The following is a 17,478-nucleotide window of genomic DNA, read 5'->3' on the forward strand; positions in this document are numbered from 1 at the left end:
CTCCCCGACAGGACCCCTGCGATGACGCACCTCCCCTCCGGCCGCTCCCTGACCGCCTCCCTCGCGGCGCTCGCCGCCACGGGCGCGCTCCTGCTGGGCTCGCTGCCCGCCTCCGCGATCGAGGCCCCGCCCTCGGCGTCCTCCGCCGTCGCCTCCGCCGCGGTCCTCCGCGCCGGCGAGCAGCTCGCGCGCGGCGAGCGGCTGGTGTCCCCCGACGGCGCCTCCTCCCTCGTGATGCAGACCGACGGCAACGCCGTGGTCTACGCCGCCGGCGGCCGTCCCACCTGGGCCTCGGGCACGCAGGGGCGCGGCGACAGCCTGCGGATGCAGGACGATGGCAACCTCGTCGTGTACGCCGCGGACGGGCGCCCGGTCTGGGCGAGCGGCACGGTGGCCGACCCGGGCGGCGAGCTGCGGATGCAGGACGACGGCAATCTCGTGATCTACCGCCGCAGCGGCTCGGCCGCCTGGGCCAGCAGCATCGGCGGCCGGATCGACGAGCCGCGCACCGACACCCTGCGCCGCGGCAGCACTCTCTACGCGGGGAACCGGCTCGCCACCCCGGGAGGCACCACGGCGGTGATGCAGGCGGACGGCAACCTCGTCGTCTACGGACAGGGCGGGGCTCTCTGGGCGAGCGGCACCCGCGGCCGGGGCAACGTACTCCGGATGCAGGACGACGGGAACGCCGTGGTCTACACCGCGGACGGCGCGCCCGTGTGGGCCTCGGACACGTCCGGCGAGCCGGGCGCCACGATGGTCCTCCGCGAGGGCGATCTCCGGATCGCGGACGACTCCGGCGTCCTCTGGAGCAGTGCCGCGCTCGTCGTGCGCGACTCGCTCTCCCCGAGCGGCCTCGTCGTCGCGGGCACGCGGCTGACCTCGGCGAGCGGGCAGTGGCGGGCTGAGATGCAGCGCGACGGCAACTTCGTCGTCTACGGGCCGAACGGCGCGGACTGGGCGACGAACACCTCCTCCGCCTCCGGTGCCGCCTTCTCGATGAGCTCCGAGGGCCGGCTCGACGTGGCCGACTCCCGGATCCTCTGGCTGCGGTTCCCGAGGATCTCCTTCGGCATCGGCCAGAGCGGCGTCGTCGCGCCCTACCGCCTCGTGCTGCAGGACGACGGCCGCCTCGTCGAGTACGACGGCATCGGACGGGCCGTCTGGGCCAGCCGGGGCTGACGCGCGACGCATGATGGAGGGGTGAGCGACCCCGGCGACTTCATCCGCTCGGCCCTGGAGTACGAGGGCGACGTCTGGCGCGCGCAGGACGTGCGCGAGCGCCTGGGAGCAGGGCTCGACTCGACGGGCGCCTCGGTCGGGGCGGTCCGCGGCACCGTCCGCGACGCGCTGAGGAAGTTCCGCTCGCTCGAGCACGACGACGTGACCGCCCTCTCCTCCGAGCTGTGGGAGCCGGCGGTGTTCGAGCCGCGGCTGGCGGCCGTCGTGCTGCTGCAGTCCCGAGCCGAGTGGCTGCGCGGCTCCGACCTCACCCGGCTCGAGGGCTTCGTCCGCGACTCCCGCGTGGACGAGCTGAGCGACCCGCTGGCCCGCGACGTCGTCGCTCCGCTCCTGGCAGGGCTGCTTGGTGCGGCGCGGACCCGGGCGGACGCGGTCCTCGACCGCTGGGAGGCGGAGGGCGGGCGCCTGGCGCGCGCGGCCGCCCTGGCGCGGGCCTCGGTCCGGACGGAGCACGGCTGAACGGCCGCTCGGACCGACCGCCCCGCGGAGCCGGACGCCTGCTCAGGCGGCCCGGTACTCCTGAGCCGCCGTGCCGTCCGCCACCCGGATCCGCGTGTCGAACTCCAGGCCCGGATCGACCCGGTGCGCGATCAGGACCACCGTCCGCCCCTCGGCGGCGCGGAGCAGATCCCCGAGCAGGGCGTCGGCCACGGGAGCGTCCACCGACGCCGTCGGCTCGTCCAGCACCAGGACGCGGAAATCGGCCAGGAGTGCGCGTGCGAGGGCGATCCGCTGAGCCTGGCCGCCCGAGACGAGCGAGCCCCGCTCCCCCACCCGCGCGTCGAGCCCGCCGCGTGCAGCGACCCAGGGCCCGAGCCCGACCCGCTCGAGCACCGCCTCGAGCACGGCGCCATCGGCCTCGGGCCGCGCGAAGAGGAGGTTCTGCCGGATCGTGTCGTCGAAGAGGTACGGCTGCTGCTCCACGAGTCCGACCCGCTTCCGCACCTCCGCCTGCGGCAGCGTCCGCGCCTCGACCCCGCCCAGGAGGTAGCTGCCGGAGTGGTCGAGGAAGCGCACCAGAGCGTGCGCGAGCGTCGTCTTCCCGGAGCCGCTGCCGCCGGTGACGAGGACGCGCGCACCCTCCGGCAGGTCGAGCGAGACGCCCCGCAGCGCGGGCGTGTGCGCGCCGGGCCAGCTCACCGACAGGTCGCGCAGGACGATGCCGGCGCCCCGGGGAGCCGGGGCATCCGGGTCCACGTCCGCGTCGGTCGCGAGCGCCGGCGACGCCGCCTCGGCGTCCAGATCGGCCAGGCGCTGAGCGCTCGAGAGCGCGGTGCGCGCCGCCTGCACGGCGAGCGGCGCGGCGGCGGCGACCTCGAAGACCGCGAGCGGCACGAGCGCGACGACTCCCAGCGCCGGACCGCCGAGGTCGCCGATCGCCGGGATCCCGAGCGCGAGGCCCGCCCAGACCGCACCGCCCGAGCAGAGGGCGAGGACGGCCGCGGCCAGTCCGGCGGAGGCCGCCCGCCGACGCGCCGCCCGGGCGAGCGACTCCTCCGCGCGTGCCACGTCCGCCAGAGCGTCACCCGCCGCATCGAAGGCGATGAGCACGTCGAGGCGGGTGACCAGCAGGTTGAGGCGCTCGGCGAGCTCCCCGCGCAGCGGCGCCAGCTCGCGATCCGCCTGCGCGGAGAGCCGGCCGGCGCCCAGGGCCCCACCGGCGAAGGCGAGGACCAGCAGCGCCAGCAGCACGGCGCCCATCGCCGGCAGCAGCAGCCAGACGCCGACCACCGAGACCGCAGCGACCAGCGCCGCGACGACCAACGGCTGCACGACGCGCAGCGGCACGTCCTGCTGGGCGTCGACGTCCGCCACCACCCGGGAGACCAGGTCGCCGCGGCGCACGCGGCCCAGCCCGTCCGGCGCGACCGGCACCAGGCGCTCGTAGACGCCCGCCCGGAGCTCCGCGAGCGCGCGGAAGGCGGCGTCGTGGCCGGTCAGCCGCTCGAGGTAGCGGAAGAAGGCCCTCGCCAGCGCGAAGGCCCGCACGCCCACGACGGCCATGGAGAGGAACAGGATCGGCGGCTGCTCGGCCGCGCGGACGATCAGCCAGGCGGAGCAGGCCAGCAGCGCCACGACGGCGGAGGAGGAGAGCAGCCCGAAGGACAGACCCGGCAGGAAGCGGCGCGGCCCGGGCATCGCGGCGCGGAGGACGTCGGAGCGGTTCACCTCGCGACCGCCTCCGCCGGCGCCAGGGCGATCACGGCGTCGGCCGCCGCGACGGTCGCGGGCCGGTGGCTGGCGACGACGACGATCGTCCCGCTCTCCGCCAGCGACCTGAGTCCGGCGAGCAGCGCCCGCTCGGACTCGTCGTCGAGGGCGGCGGTCGGCTCGTCCAGGGCCAGCACCGCGCACCCGCGCTCGAGCAGGCGGTGCACAGCGCGGGCGACGGCGACACGGGCGCTCTGCCCGCCCGAGAGGCCCGTCCCCTCGGCGTCGAGCCGGCGCTCGGGGTCCACGTCGACGGCGGCGATCGCCAGGGCCCGCCGCACGCGCTCGGGGTCCGGCGAGAGTGCTCCGAGCCCGACGGCGGAGGCGACGCTCCCCGGGAGAAGGTCGGGCCGCTGGCCCGCCCAGGCGAGCGTCGAACGCAGATCCGCGACCGGCGACCCGCCGAGCAGCAGCGTGCCCGAGAAGGGCACGAAGCCCGCGAGCGCGGCGATCAGCGTCGACTTCCCGGACCCGCTGGGCCCGGTCACCACGGTGATCGACCCGACGGGGAGCACCGCGTCGACAGGAGCGAGCGTCCGCCCGCGTCCGTCGTCGACCGCGAGACCCCGCAGCTCGAGCGCCCCCGTCGCCGCCGGGGCCTTCCCGCGAGCGGGCAGGGCCGCCGCGCGCTCGAGGACGGCGAAGGCGCGGTCCGCCGCCTGCACCCCGTCCGCCGCCGCATGGAACTCGGCACCGACCTGGCGCACCGGCAGGAACACGTCCGGCGCCAGCACCAGGACGAACAGCCCGACGGCCAGCCCGAGCGAGCCGTCGACGAGCCGCAGCCCGATCGAGACGGCGACCAGCGCGACCGAGAGCGAGCCGGCGAGCTCCAGCACGAAGCCGCTGACGAAGGTCACCCGCAGCACCTTCATCGTGTGCACGCGGTAGTCCTCGGTCAGCGCGCGGATCCGCGTCGCCTGCCGCTCGGCCCGCCCGAAGATCTTGAGTGTTGCGAGGCCGCCGACGGTGTCGACGAAGCCGGACGCGAGCGCCTGCAGCCGCTCCCACTGCCGCGCCTGCACGGCCTGGGTCGCCCAGCCGATCAGCACCATGAACACCGGGATGAGCGGCAGGGTCACCACCAGGAACACCGCGCTGAGCGGATCGGCGAGGAAGACCACGAGCGTCAGGAGCGGCGTCGCCACCGCGGTGGCGATCAGCTGCGGGAGGTAGCGGGCGAAGTAGCCGTCGAGGGAGTCCAGTCCGCCGCCCAGCAGCGCGACGACCCCGCCCGAGCCCCCTTCGGAGCGGCCCGCCGGGCCGAGCTCGACCAGTGCGGCGAGGACCGCCTGCCGCAGCTGCGCCTTCGCTCCTGCTCCTCCGCGCACCGCGTTCACCTCGGTCGCCCAGGCGAGAGCCGCCCGCGCCGCGACGACCGCGAGCAGGGCGGCCAGCAGCGGCGCGAGATCGTCGGCGCTCCTCCCGTCGACCGCACCGGCCACCAGCTGCGCCACGAGCCACGCGAAGGCGACGATCGCCAGGGTCCTCGCCAGCGCGAGCACCCCGCCGAGCAGGAGGAACACGCGGGCCGCCCGGGCGTAGCGGAGCAGGCGCGGATCGAGGGGCTTCACGTCAGTGGGCGTCGACCGGGATGTGCGCGCGGCTGATGCGCTTGCGGAAGATCCAGTAGGTCCAGGCCTGGTAGCCGACGATGAGCGGCACGAACACCAGGGCGGTCCAACTCATGACCGCCAGCGTATAGGGCGTGCTGGAGGCGTTCTCGATCGTCAGCCCGTAGGCGGGGACGTTCGAGGCCGGCATCACCGCGGGGAACAGCGTCGCGAAGAGGGCGAGCACGGCGAGCGCGATGGTGCCGGCCAGCAGCGCGAAGGCGCGTCCCTCCCGGCCTCGCGTGATCGCGAGCCAGCCGCCGACGAGGGTCGCGGCCGCGCCCGCCGAGAGCGCCCAGGAGGCGGTGCTCCCCTGGCCGAGGTTGGTCCAGGCCAGGAAGACCGCGGCGACGACCACGGTGAGCAGCCCCGCGCGGGTCGCCAGGCGGCGCGCACGCTCGCGGATCTCCCCCTCCGTCTTCAGGGCGACGAAGACGACTCCGTGCGTGAAGAAGAGCAGGAGGGTCGTCGCTCCGCCCAGGAGCGCGTAGGGGTTCAGCAGGTCCAGGACGGTGCCGGTGAAGTTGTGGTCGGCGTCCATCGGGACGCCCTGCACGATGTTCGCGAAGGCCACGCCCCAGAGGAAGGCGGGCACCGCGGAGCCGACGACGATCATCGTGTCGAAGCGCCGCTTCCACTGCGCCTCCGGACGCTGGTGCCGGTACTCGAACGAGACGCCGCGGGCGATCAGCGCGAGCAGGATGAGCAGAAGCGGCAGGTAGAACCCGCTGAAGAGCGTGGCGTACCACTCCGGGAACGCGGCGAACAGGGCGGCGCCGGCGACGATCACCCACGTCTCGTTCAGGTCCCACACCGGGCCGATCGTGTTGATCAGCACGCGGCGGTCGGTGTCGTCGCGCCCGAGGAACGGGAGCGACATGCCGACGCCGAAGTCGAACCCGTCGAGGACGAAGTAGCCGATGAAGAAGAACGCGACGATCCAGAACCAGAGAACGGCGAGATCCATGAGGGGTGCCTCCTAGTAGACGGTGCCGACGAGCTGCGGGCGACCGCTCTCCTCGTCGACCTCGGGAGCGTCGTCGGGGCCGGCCTGCGCGGCCCGCTTGATCAGGCGGAACTCGACCACGGCGAGCGTGCCGTAGATCGCGGTGAAGGCGAGCAGCGAGATCAGGACCTCGAGGCCGCTCACTCCGGGCGAGACTCCGTCGGCGGTCTTCAGCAGCCCGAAAACGAGCCACGGCTGGCGGCCCATCTCGGTGAAGACCCAGCCCACGATCATCGCCATCAGCGGCAGCGGGGCGGCCCAGATCGCGACCTTCCACATCCACTGCTTCGGCTCGCGGCCCTTCCGGGTGAACCAGAGGCCGGCCGCGGCCACGCCGATGGCCAGGACGCCGAGCGCCATCATCCAGCGGAACGACCAGTAGGTGACCCAGATGATCGGCGTGTAGTCGCCGGGTCCGTAGACCTGGGTGTACTGCGCCTGGAGGTCGTTGATGCCCTCGACCGTGCCGGTGAAGGTGTGCGTCGAGAGGAAGGAAAGCAGGTAGGGGATGCGAATCGAGAACAGCTCGCTCGAGCCGTCCGGCGTGCCCCAGGTGAAGACGGAGAAGGAGGCGTCGACGCCCGTGGAGGTCCTGTAGAGCGCCTCCGCGGCCGCCATCTTCATCGGCTGCGTGTCGACCATCGCGAGGCCGAGCGAGTCGCCGGTGAACAGGGTCAGGCCGCCGCTGACGAGCATCATCCAGGCGCCGAACTTCAGCGCCGGGCGCATGGTCTCGAGGTGCTGGTTCCGCGAGAGGTGGTAGGCCGCGACGCTGATGATGACGGCGGCCGAGACCATGAAGCAGGCGAAGATCGTGTGCGGGAACGCGGCGAGAGCGACCTTGTTGGTGAGGAGCGCCCAGATGTCGGTGAGCTCCGCGCGGCCCTTGGTCTCGTTGATGCGGAAGCCGACCGGGTTCTGCATGAACGCGTTCGCGGCGATGATGAAGTAGGCCGAGAGCGTGGTGCCCAGCGTGGTCAGCCAGATGGTGGCCAGGTGCAGCTTCTCGGGCAGCTTGTCCCAGCCGAAGATCCAGAGGCCGATGAAGGTCGCCTCGAGGAAGAAGGCGAGCAGGCCCTCGAACGCCAGCGGCGCCCCGAAGACGTCGCCGACGAAGCGGGAGTAGTCGCTCCAGTTCATCCCGAACTGGAACTCCTGGACGATCCCGGTCACGACGCCCATCGCGAAGTTGATCAGGAAGAGCTTCCCGAAGAACTTCGTCAGCTGCAGGTAGTGCACCTTCCCGGTGCGCACCCAGCAGGTCTGGAAGATCGCGACGGTGAGCGCCATGCCGATCGTGAGCGGCACGAACAGGAAGTGGTAGATCGTCGTCAGACCGAACTGCCATCTCGACAGCAGGAGCGGGTCCAGGAGTTCGTTCACAGCTCCGAGAGTAGGTCGGCGGAAGGGGTCCGACGGCCTTCGATCCCAGTACTGGGGCGGATGTGCGGCCTTCCGCGAGCTCCTGGCGGCACCCTTTCCGGGGTGGCCCCGGACGCCCCTCCGAGCGCTCCCGCCGACCGGTCGCTCGACGTCGAGACAGTCCCTCTCGACGTCGAGGGAGTCCCCCGCGCGGCGACTGCCGAGCGGGGCTCGCCTCCGTCGGACCAGCCGCCGCCGGCCTCTCGACGCCGAGCGATCAGGCGGGCGACGGAGCGCTGAGACTTCCTCTCACGGGCCTTCAGCGGATTCCCAGGCGCACATCCGCGAGATCGGCTTTGGGAAACCGTTCAAGAGACTCCCGGGGCCGATGCCGAGGCGCCGTCGGCGGGCGCCCCGCGGTCAGCCGGCGTCGACGCGCGAGCGGGAGCCGGAGAACCAGGCGGGCGCCTGGAAGCCGTACTTCAGCACGGGCAGGTCGCGGGTGAGGCGCCAGTAGCCCAGTGCTGCCGCGACGCCGATCCCGCAGACCAGGAGCGGCACGACCGGTCCGATGACGTCGAGCCAGCGCTCTCCGTCGAAGAGCAGCAGGGCGCTCGTGGCGAGCGAGACGAAGAGGACGTGCACCACGTACACCGGGAGCGTGTTGCGGCCGATGAAGGTGATCCAGCCCGCGCCGCGCCGGTTCGAGAGGAAGCGGGCGACCACGAGCCCGGCGAGGACCGCCAGCACGCTCACCAGGACCAGCCCGATCGTCAGCAGCGGGAAGCGGGCGCGGACGGCGAGGATCACGCCGGCGAGCACGAGGAACAGCACGCCGAAGCCGACTCCGCTGAGGATCCCGCGGCGCTCCACGAACGCGATCACCGCGTTCCGCAGGTAGAGGCCGAGCAGGAAGAACATCAGGTAGCGGGCCATGCCGTCCCAGGCGATGTTCCCGGTGCCCTCGGAGGTGCTGGAGCGGACGGCGTACCAGACCACGGCGATCGCGGTCGCGATGCCGATCTGCACCCGCCAGTCGATCCGGCCCTGCGCGAGCTTGGCGGCCACGAAGAAGATCGTGAGCGCGTAGAGGAACCAGAGCCCGTTGTGCGGCATCACCGGCTGGAGGAGCAGCGCGAGCGGGTCGGACTCGTCGGTGCCGCCCGGGTTGGGCACCACCAGGAAGAAGAGGAACCGCACCACGGACCAGAGCAGGAAGGCCCAGACCAGCAGGCTCAGCCGCGAACGCCAGAGCTCCGGCCACGACCGGGTGAGCACGGAGCCGGCGAACAGCCCCGAGGCGAGGAAGAACAGCGGCATCCGGAAGGTGATGAGGAGGAGGTTGATCTCGTTCCACGAGTCGGGGGCGATCCCGGCCGTCGTGGTCCACTGCACGGAGTGGGCCAGGGCGACCAGGATGATCGCGATGCCCTTCGCCGTGTCCACCCAGGTGATGCGTGCGCGTGCCATGAGTCCTCGTCGTGATCGTCCATCGGAAGTCGGCCGGCGGCGACGATGGCGATGGCGATGTGCAAGTGTCGCACGGCTGTGCATCCTCTGTGATGTTCTGCGCGTATTCGATCACGGCGATCCGGTGACGGAGAGACGGCCACCGGGTGCGCGGGTCCTCGGACGGCCTCCTCGTGGACGACGCGCCCCCGCCGATGCCCGAGGATCGAGCCATGACTCGAGCGACGCCCTCCGGCTCCGCCCCCGGCCCCCGCCGCATCCGCCTCCGCCTCCTGGTCGCGCTGCTGGTGCTCGCGCTGGTCCTCGCCGGCGCGGGCATCGCCCTCTCGCTCGCCTCGCGGAGCGGAGGCGCGGGCGCTCCGGCCGCGAGCTCCCCCGACCCCGGCCCGACCTCCTCCGTCGACATGGCCGAGCGCGTCGCCGGTCTCGAGAAGCGCTTCGCCGCCGGGTTCCCGCAGCACAGCATCGTCCTCACGGGCAGCTCCACGATCGGCCGCTGGACGACCTCCAAGGAGGACCTGCGTCCGCTCGAGACCTACAACATCGGGATCGGCGGCACGACCGTCGCCGATCACCTCGCGTGGCTGGACCGCATGGTCGTCCCCTTCGATCCCCGCGCCGTGATCGTGTACGTGGGAGCGAACGACATCAGCGGCGAGGAGGGCTCGCGCACCGGCGCCCAGACCGCCGGCGCCGTCGTCGAGTACCTCCAGCGCGTGGAGGAGGTCGCCCCCGACGCCGAGCTGTTCTACGTCGAGATCGCGGAGACGCCCGCCCGCGCCTCCGTCGGCGCCGAGGTCCGCGCCGCCAACACCGCGGTCAGCGCCTACGCCGAGACGGACGACCGCGTCACCTTCGTCCCCACCGCCGACGCGCTCGTCACCTCCGACGGCTCTGTCGACCCCTCCCTCTTCGTCGACGACGGCCTGCACTTCGACGAGGCCGGCTACGCCCGGTTCTCGGAGGCGGTCCGCGCGGTGGTCCTGCCCGCTCTGGAGTGAACCGGCGGGCCGACGCACTGCAGCCCCGCTCGACGTGAGCGGCCCGGGGACACCGCGCCCGGAGCCCCCAGTGTTGACCCTGAAGGGGGACACGGCCCCTCCGCCGCGCGCGCCTATCCTGGCCCCGCGTCATCGCCGACAGCGCCCTCTGCACCGCCGCAGACCGCCGCTCGCTCAGCAGCGCCGACCGTCTCGGAGTCACCGATGCCCCGCTCGAGGATCCGCCCCCGCGGTCTCGCCCTGCTCACCGTCCTGGCGATCACGGCCGCCGCGCTCGTCGCCGGGCCCGCGGGTCCGGCGTCCGCCGCTCCCGTCGTGCCCGCCGGCTTCACCGACTCCCGGGTGGCGGCCGTCCCCGCGCCGACCGCCCTCGCCTTCACGACCGACGGGCGCACCCTCGTCTCCTCGCAGACCGGAGCGATCCGGGTGATCCGCGGAGGCAGCCTTATCGCCACCCCGGCCCTCGACCTGCGCTCGAAGGTCTGCGCCAACGGCGAGCGCGGCGTGCTCGGCCTCGCGGTCGACCCGGCACCGGGCTCGCGCACAGTCGTCGTCTACTACACCGCGAAGGGCTCCGACTCCTCCTGCCCGACCAACGCCGGCGGCACGGTGAACCCCGCGGGAGCCCCGCGCAACCGCGTCTCCTCGTTCCAGCTCGGCACCGACGACCGCATCGACCCGGCCTCCGAGCGCGTCCTCCTCGACGGCATCTACTCCCCCGCGAGCAACCACAACGGCGGCGACCTCGCCATCGGCAAGGACGGCCTGCTCTACGTCAGCGTCGGCGACGGCGGCTGCGACTACCGCGGCGGAGTCGGCTCGCCGGGCGGCAGCGGCTGCGGCGGCCGGAACGACGCCGCCCGCGACCCGAACATCCTGAACGGCAAGATCCTCCGGATCACCCTCACCGGCGGCGTCCCGGCCGGCAACCCCTACCTGGGCACCGGGACCGCCTCCTGCCGGCTCGCCCCGGCCGCCGAGGGCCTGCGCTGCCGCGAGACCTTCGCGAGCGGCCTGCGCAATCCGTTCCGGATGGCCTTCGACCCGAACGCGACCGGCACCGTCTTCCGCATCAACGACGTGGGCCAGGACGCCTGGGAGGAGATCGACCAGGGCGTCGCCGGCGCCGACTACGGCTGGAACACCCGTGAGGGCCACTGCGCGAAGACCGGCTCGGCCTCGAACTGCGGAGCCGCGGCGCCCGCCGGGCTCACCGACCCGGTCCACGACTACGCGCACAGCAGCGGCTGCGCCTCGATCACGGGCGGCGCCTACGTCCCCCGCGGCGTCTGGCCGGCCGCCTACGACGGCGCGTACCTCTTCGGCGACTACGTGTGCGGGAAGATCCGGACCCTCGGGCGCACCGGCGCGGCCGGCGACCTCGTGACCGGCCTCGGCGGCAGCAGCGCCGTCGCCATGGCCTTCGGTCCCTCGCGCGGGACCCAGGACCTCTTCTACACCAGCTACGCGAACGGCGGCGAGGTCCGGCGCCTCGCCTACACCGCCGCGGCGAACCGCGCTCCGACCGCGGCCCTCACCGCCGCCCCCTCCTCCGGCGCGGCTCCTCTCGCCGCGCGGCTGAACGGCTCGGGCAGCAGCGACCCGGAGGGCGGTGCCCTGACCTACCTGTGGTCGTTCGGCGACGGCACCCCCGACCGCATCACGACCGGCCCGACCTTCACCCACAGCTACGCCGCCGGCAGCTGGACCGCGTCCCTCCGCGTCCGCGATCCGAAGGGAGCCGTCTCCGCCCCCGCGACGACGAGGATCACCTCGGGCGACAGTGCCCCGACGGTGAGCATCACCGCACCCGCCGACGGAGGGATGTTCGTCACGGGCCGGAGCTACGGCCTCCGCGCCACGGCGACCGACGCCGAGGACGGCGTCCTGCCCGCCTCGGCGCTCACCTGGACCGTCCAGCGCCGCCACGCTCAGCACACGCATCCCTTCCTCGGGCCGCTGACGGGGAACGACCTCTCCTTCGTCGCCCCCGGCCCGGAGGACCTCGCCGCCGCCGCGGACAGCGACCTCCTGATCAGCGTCACCGCGACGGACTCGAGCGGAGTGTCGACGACGGCGACTCGGACGTTCTCCCCGCAGAAGGTGTCCGTCACCCTGGCCACCGCTCCCGCCGGCCGGACGGTCGTCGTCAACGGCACCGAGGTCGCCGGAGGCACGACCGTCGTCTCGTGGGCGGGCTCGGCCCTTCAGCTGGAGGTCCCGGACCAGACCGACGCGTCGGGCACGGCCTACCGGTTCTCGTCCTGGTCGGACGGCGGCGCCGCCTCGCACAGCGTCGTCACTCCCGGGATCAGCACCACGCTGACCGCGACCCTCGTCTCCGCCGGGCTCCCCGGCGCTCCGACCGCCGTCACCGCCACGGCGGGCTCGGACGGCACGGCGACGCTCGCGTGGTCGCCCCCCGCGGGGACCGGCGGCTCGGCGGTCACCGGCTACCGGGTGTCACGCGACGGTTCCGACACGAGCGGAGCCGGAGCCTGGAGCGCCGTGGTCGCCGCGACCAAGCGCTCGCAGACCTTCACGAAGCTGGTCCCGGGCCGCAGCTACACCCTCTCGGTGCAGGCGGTCACGGCGAACGGCACCGGCCCGGCGGCCTCCGCGCTCGTCGCCGTCCCCTGACCGCCCGGCGTCCACCGGCCTCCCGGGCGCAGCCCTGCCGCCGCCCAGCCGTGCGCCCCTACGATCGAGCCATGCCGAGCATCCGGAGCCGCCGTCGGCCCCAGCCCCCGATCGAGTCCCCGGCGGGCGGGGGCGCCCGGTGAACGACACCCTCACCGGGATCCTGGACTTCGTCGTCAGCGTCCCCCCGGTCTGGCGGACGCTCCTCGCCGGACTCGCGATCTTCTTCGAGACCACGATCCTGGCGGGCCTCGTCGTCCCCGGCGACACGATCGTGATCGTCAGCGCGACCGGCGTGACCAGCCCGCTGCAGTTCGCGGCGCTGGCCGTCACGGTCGTCATCGGCGCCCTCTGCGGCGAGTCCGTCGGCTTCTACCTCGGCCGCTGGTTCGGGCCGCGGATCCGCGCGTCGCGCCTGGGACGCCGGCTCGGCGAGAAGAACTGGCTGAAGGCCGAGCGCTACCTCGCGCGGCGCGGCGGGTTCGCCGTGTTCCTCTCGCGCTTCCTGCCGGTGCTGCACTCGCTGATCCCGCTGACGGTGGGGATGAGCGGGATGCGCTATCGGACCTTCATGGCCTGGACGATCCCGGCGTGCGTGCTCTGGTCGTCCGCCTACGTCGGCGTCGGCGCGGCCGCGGCGGGCAGCTACCGGGAACTCTCGGAGAGCCTGCACGGCGCCGGCTACGTCTTCGTGGGCGTCATCGTCGTCTTCGCCCTGCTCGTGCTCCTCGGGAAGAAGCTCCTGAACAGAGCGGAGGCGCGTCACCTCGACGAGTGACGCGCCTCCGGGCGTGGATCCGGGGAGGATCAGTCGACGAGACCCGCCGACTTCAGCCACTCGCCCGCGATCGCGGACGCGGACTTCTGCTCGTTGACGCTCTCGGAGTTGAGGGCGACGAGGTCGTCCGCCGTGAGCTTCGCGCTGACCGCGTTCAGCACCTCGGCCGCGTCGTCCGTGATCTTGCTCGAGACGATCGGCACGACGTTGTCGGCCACGAACAGTCCGTCCGGGTCCTCGAGAGCGACGAGGTCGTTCTTCTGGATGTTCGGGTCGGCCGTGTAGACGTTCGCCAGCTGGATCTGGTCGCTGGTGAGCGCGTCGACGGTGGTCGATCCGCCGCTGTCCTCGATCGCCTGGAAGGTGGTCGTGATGCCGTACTTCGACTGCAGGGTGTCGGGCCCGTAGGGGCGCGTCTGCAGCTCGGAGTTGCCGCCGACCACGATCGGGTCGGTGACGTTCTTGAGCGACGCGATGTCGGTCAGGTCCCACTTGTCGGCGAAGGCCTGGGTGACGGTGTACGAGTTCTGGTCGCTGGCCTCGGCGGCGTCGAGGGCGCGGAGGCCGTCGGGCAGCGCGTCGCCGAGCCCGGAGTACACGTCGTCGGCGGTGGTGGCCGTCGCGTCGGGCTCGAGCGCCTGCAGGAGGCTGCCGTCGTACTCCGGGAAGACGTCGATGGATCCGCTCTCGATCTCGGGCAGGTAGATCTCGCGCTGGCCGATGCGCAGCTGGCGGTCGACGGTGAAGCCGTCGTTCTCCAGCGCCTGCGCGTAGATCTCGGCGAGGATCTCGTTCGAGTAGTAGTCCTGCGAGCCGACCACGATGGTCTCGCTGCCCGCAGTCGCACCCGATCCCTCATCGAGCGGATCGCTCGAGGAACACCCTGCCAGTGCCACGACGGCACCGACCGCGAGTGCGCTGAGCGCGACACGGCCCTTCGTGAAATGTGCTGTGAACATTGCTATTTCCCTTCTTCGATGGGGATTCCCATCACCGCGCGTCGTCGGGGCGACGAGGCGCGGGAACCTGTGCGGCCGGCGGTGCCGGCCAGGCCGAGCACGACTCCGCGCGGCACGGCGAGCCGCTGGAGGAGGGCGAAGAGGATCTCGCTGAGGAGCGTCAGCACGATCACCAGGATCGAGCCGGCGAGCATCTGCGGGTAGTCCCCCGACTTCACTCCGCGGAAGATGTACTGCCCGAGGCCGCCGGCGCCGATGTAGTCCGCGAGCGTGGCGGTCGCGATGATCTGCAGCGCCGCCGAGCGGAGCCCGCCGATCAGCAGCGGCAGCCCCAGCGGGATCTCGACCTTCGTCAGGATCTGCCACTCGGTCATGCCCATCGAGCGCGCCGCGTCGACCGTGCGGCGGTCGACCGCCTCGAGCCCGGAGTACGCGCCGGCGAGCACCGACGGGATCGCGAGTACGACGAGGGCGATCACCGGAGCGCCGAGGCCGAGCCCCAGGCTCATCGCCGCGAGGACGAGCACGCCCAGCGTCGGCAGGGCGCGCAGGCCGCCTGCGACCGGCACGGCTATGCCCTTGCCGCGCCCGGTGTGCCCGATCAGGTAGCCGATCGGGATCGCGATCGCGGCCGCGATCACGAGCACCAGCAGGCTGATGCCGACGTGCTGGGCGACACGGGTCGGGATCGCGTAGACCCCGGTCCAATGCGCGGGGTCGGCGATCCAGGCGAAGGCCTCGGCGATGAGGTTCACGACGTCACCGCCCTCTCGACCGCGACCGGTCTGCGCGAGCGGCGCGTGCGGTCCAGAGCCGTCCAGGGCATGAGGAGACGGCCGATCAGCACCAGCAGTCCGTCGAGCACCAGCGCGAGGACGATCGTGAGGACGATGCCCGTGACGATCTCACCGGTGATGCCGCGCTGGAAGCCGTCGGTGAAGAGCAGGCCGAGGCTCTGGATCCCGAGGACCGCGCCGACCGTCACCAGGCTGACCGTGCTGACCGTGACCACGCGCAGGCCCGAGAGCAGGACCGGGCCGGCCAGCGGGAACTCGACCCGCCAGAAGCGCGCCCAGCCGGAGTAGCCCATCGCGGTCGCCGACTGGCGGACGTCGTCCGACACCGCGCCCAGTGCGTCCGAGGTGGTGCGGACCATCAGCGCGACGCCGTAGAGGGTGAGGCCCGTGATCACGTTGGCGGTCGAGCGGAGCGGGATGCCCAGCAGGACCGGCAGCAGGATGAACATGGCCAGCGAGGGGATGGCGTAGAGCACGCCGAGCCCTGTCAGCAGGGTGCCGCGGCTCCAGCGGTAGCGGTTCGCGAACCAGCCGAACGGCAGCGAGACGAGGAAGCTGAGCAGGATCGGCGGGACCGACAGGGCCAGGTGCGCCAGCAGGTTCGCGACGATCGCGTCCGTGTTGTTGACGACCCAGTTCACGCGGCGGGGCCGTCCTGCGCGCGCAGCACTCCGGTCGGACGCCCGTCGCCGTCGACCACGATGCGGGCGCCGTCGCGCTCCTCGATCCGGAGCGAGCGCTTGCCGCGGTCCGCACCGACGAAGCCGGCGACGAACTCGCTCGCGGGGTTCGCCAGGATCTCGGCGGGCGAGCCCTTCTGCGCGATCCGGCCGCCCTTCTCGAGGATGACGACCTGGTCGCCGAGCAGGAACGCCTCGTCGATGTCGTGGGTGACGAAGACCACGGTCTTGTCGAGCTCGTCCTGGAGTCGCAGGGTCTCGCGCTGCAGGTCGGCGCGCACGAGAGGGTCGACCGCGCCGAACGGCTCGTCCATCAGCAGGATGTTCGGGTCGACCGCGAGGCCACGCGCCACCCCGACGCGCTGCTGCTGGCCGCCGGAGAGCTGGCTGGGGTACCGGGCGGCGAGCGCACGGTCCAGTCCGACCGTGTCCATCAGCTCGAGCGCGCGGGCGTGCGCCTGCTTCTTGGCGACCCCGTTCAGCCTCGGCACGGTCGCGATGTTGTCGATGACCTTGCGGTGCGGCAGGAGGCCGGAGTTCTGCATCACGTAGCCGATGCGGCGGCGGAGCGCGACGGCGGGCAGGGACGAGATGTCCTCGCCGTCGATCTCGATGGTGCCGGAGGTCGGCTCGATCATCCGGTTGATCATGCGGAGGATCGTGGTCTTCCCGCAGCCCGAGGAGCCGACGAAGACGGTCGTCTGCCGGGAGGGCAGCACGAGCGAGAAGTCGTCGACCGCCCGCGTGCCGTCCGGGTACTGCTTGCTGACGTTGCGGAACTCGATCACGAGGCCGCCCGCCGTCCGGCGGTGTGCGCGCCGATCTGTCCCTGGTCCACGACTGTGCCCGCTCTCGCTCCGCGCGTCCGGCCGTTGCACGGCCCGCGGCCCCGAACGGGGCCAGGCGGCAAGGAAAACACCAATAGCAGCCGCCTGCCAACCCGGACCGCGAAGTGTTGCGGGATGTTCCGAGAGCGACTAGGGCCTTGACAGCCCGGGCGGGTCAGGACTCCTCGACGGCTCCGTAGTGCGAGGTCATGTAGTGGCGCAGCAGTGAGCGGCTCTCGTCGATGAAGCGCTGGTCGCCGTTGGGGTCGATGAGGAACGCCCTTGTGAGCAGCGCGTCCGCGACCTCGATGGTCACCTCGAGGCGGAAGGACAGCTGCGCGCCGCCCGGGAGGCCGTACTCGGACGCGAGGATCTCGGCGAAGCGGCGGGCGAAGAAGCCGGCCTCGAACGCCTCGCCCGCGACCTCGGGGGCGTGGATCGTGTCCACGAAGCGGATGGAGCGGAAGCCCGGCTCGTTGCGGTGCATCTCGCAGAAGGCGTCGATCGCGCAGTCGACCGCGCCCCACCAGTTGCCCGGGTGGGTGTCGCGGATCTCGGTGATGACGCGGCGGCGGAAGCGCTCGAGGGCCCGCTCGCGCAGCGCCTGGAGGACGGCGATGCGGTCCGGGAAGTAGCGGTAGACCGTGCCGATCGCGGCTCCCGCGCGCTCGGCGACCATCGCCGTGGTCAGACGGTCGAAGCCGACCTCGTCGACGACGGCGGCCGCCGCGTCGAGCAGCGAGGCGAGACGGGCGGCGCTGCGCACCTGCACCGGCTCGTTGCGGACCTGGGACGATTCACCGAACGGTCGATCGACGAGGTTTCCAAGAGGCACGGCGGGCTCCTTCGGTCGTGGTTCCTACAATCGTACGCACGGCGACCGCCGGTCGGG

Annotated in this window: 15 protein-coding genes; 5 read left to right on the top strand and 10 right to left on the bottom strand. The window is 72.7% G+C overall.

Annotation, left to right across the window (positions count from 1 at the left end):
* Both C5C95_RS07820 and C5C95_RS07825 read left to right on the top strand, forming a co-directional pair.
* The coding region (locus C5C95_RS07820) for a hypothetical protein (protein WP_219814748.1) at positions 1-1,182 on the top strand (1,182 nt) is incomplete at its 5' end.
* Between the two features lie 21 nt (positions 1,183-1,203).
* Positions 1,204-1,701: a DNA alkylation repair protein gene (locus C5C95_RS07825; protein ID WP_104324177.1), complete on the top strand. Its 498-nt coding sequence runs from the start codon at positions 1,204-1,206 to the stop codon at positions 1,699-1,701.
* Positions 1,702-1,743: 42 nt separating this feature from the next.
* Here the strand turns inward: C5C95_RS07825 and cydC are convergent, their stop codons facing one another.
* From cydC to C5C95_RS07850, 5 genes are all read right to left on the bottom strand, one after another.
* Entirely contained in the window at positions 1,744-3,411 is a 1,668-nt protein-coding gene (cydC, locus tag C5C95_RS07830) for a thiol reductant ABC exporter subunit CydC (protein ID WP_104261742.1), read from the bottom strand.
* Positions 3,408-5,027, bottom strand: a complete 1,620-nt coding sequence (cydD, locus tag C5C95_RS07835) for a thiol reductant ABC exporter subunit CydD (RefSeq protein WP_104263597.1) — start codon at positions 5,025-5,027, stop codon at positions 3,408-3,410. The genes cydC and cydD overlap by 4 nt, the downstream gene beginning before the upstream one ends.
* A 1-nt stretch (position 5,028) precedes the next feature.
* A complete protein-coding gene (gene cydB / locus C5C95_RS07840) occupies positions 5,029-6,033 on the bottom strand; it encodes a cytochrome d ubiquinol oxidase subunit II (protein WP_104246540.1) in 1,005 nt (334 codons plus the stop codon).
* A gap of 12 nt (positions 6,034-6,045) precedes the next feature.
* Positions 6,046-7,455: a cytochrome ubiquinol oxidase subunit I gene (locus tag C5C95_RS07845; protein ID WP_104237916.1), complete on the bottom strand. Its 1,410-nt coding sequence runs from the start codon at positions 7,453-7,455 to the stop codon at positions 6,046-6,048.
* A gap of 399 nt (positions 7,456-7,854) precedes the next feature.
* Positions 7,855-8,904: an acyltransferase family protein gene (locus C5C95_RS07850; protein ID WP_104348320.1), complete on the bottom strand. Its 1,050-nt coding sequence runs from the start codon at positions 8,902-8,904 to the stop codon at positions 7,855-7,857.
* Between the two features lie 212 nt (positions 8,905-9,116).
* Here C5C95_RS07850 and C5C95_RS07855 point away from each other — a divergent pair, with 212 nt between their 5' ends.
* The 3 genes from C5C95_RS07855 (at position 9,117) to C5C95_RS07865 (ending at position 13,323) form a co-directional block, all read left to right on the top strand.
* On the top strand, positions 9,117-9,905 hold the full coding sequence (locus tag C5C95_RS07855) for a GDSL-type esterase/lipase family protein (RefSeq protein ID WP_181065445.1): 789 nt from the start codon (positions 9,117-9,119) through the stop codon (positions 9,903-9,905).
* A gap of 204 nt (positions 9,906-10,109) precedes the next feature.
* Positions 10,110-12,545, top strand: coding sequence for a PQQ-dependent sugar dehydrogenase (locus tag C5C95_RS07860; RefSeq protein ID WP_181125607.1), 2,436 nt, complete (start codon positions 10,110-10,112; stop codon positions 12,543-12,545).
* A 139-nt stretch (positions 12,546-12,684) separates the two neighbouring features.
* Positions 12,685-13,323, top strand: coding sequence for a DedA family protein (locus C5C95_RS07865; RefSeq protein ID WP_104223112.1), 639 nt, complete (start codon positions 12,685-12,687; stop codon positions 13,321-13,323).
* Between the two features lie 29 nt (positions 13,324-13,352).
* On the opposite strand, the gene C5C95_RS07870 is transcribed toward C5C95_RS07865, so the two are convergent.
* The 5 genes from C5C95_RS07870 to C5C95_RS07890 form a co-directional block, all read right to left on the bottom strand.
* A complete protein-coding gene (locus C5C95_RS07870; protein ID WP_104324178.1) occupies positions 13,353-14,282 on the bottom strand; it encodes an ABC transporter substrate-binding protein in 930 nt (309 codons plus the stop codon).
* A gap of 2 nt (positions 14,283-14,284) precedes the next feature.
* Positions 14,285-15,037, bottom strand: a complete 753-nt coding sequence (locus C5C95_RS07875) for an ABC transporter permease (protein ID WP_104223110.1) — start codon at positions 15,035-15,037, stop codon at positions 14,285-14,287.
* Positions 15,034-15,720, bottom strand: coding sequence for an ABC transporter permease (locus C5C95_RS07880; RefSeq protein ID WP_104223109.1), 687 nt, complete (start codon positions 15,718-15,720; stop codon positions 15,034-15,036). The genes C5C95_RS07875 and C5C95_RS07880 overlap by 4 nt, the downstream gene beginning before the upstream one ends.
* Positions 15,717-16,547: an ABC transporter ATP-binding protein gene (locus tag C5C95_RS07885; RefSeq protein WP_104225631.1), complete on the bottom strand. Its 831-nt coding sequence runs from the start codon at positions 16,545-16,547 to the stop codon at positions 15,717-15,719. Before C5C95_RS07885 ends, C5C95_RS07880 begins: the two co-directional genes overlap by 4 nt.
* A 214-nt stretch (positions 16,548-16,761) precedes the next feature.
* A complete protein-coding gene (locus C5C95_RS07890) occupies positions 16,762-17,421 on the bottom strand; it encodes a TetR/AcrR family transcriptional regulator (RefSeq protein ID WP_104223107.1) in 660 nt (219 codons plus the stop codon).
* Between the last annotated feature and the right edge of the window lie 57 nt (positions 17,422-17,478).

The sequence above is a fragment of the Rathayibacter sp. AY1B7 genome, assembly GCF_002932735.1.
GTDB lineage: Bacteria > Actinomycetota > Actinomycetes > Actinomycetales > Microbacteriaceae > Rathayibacter.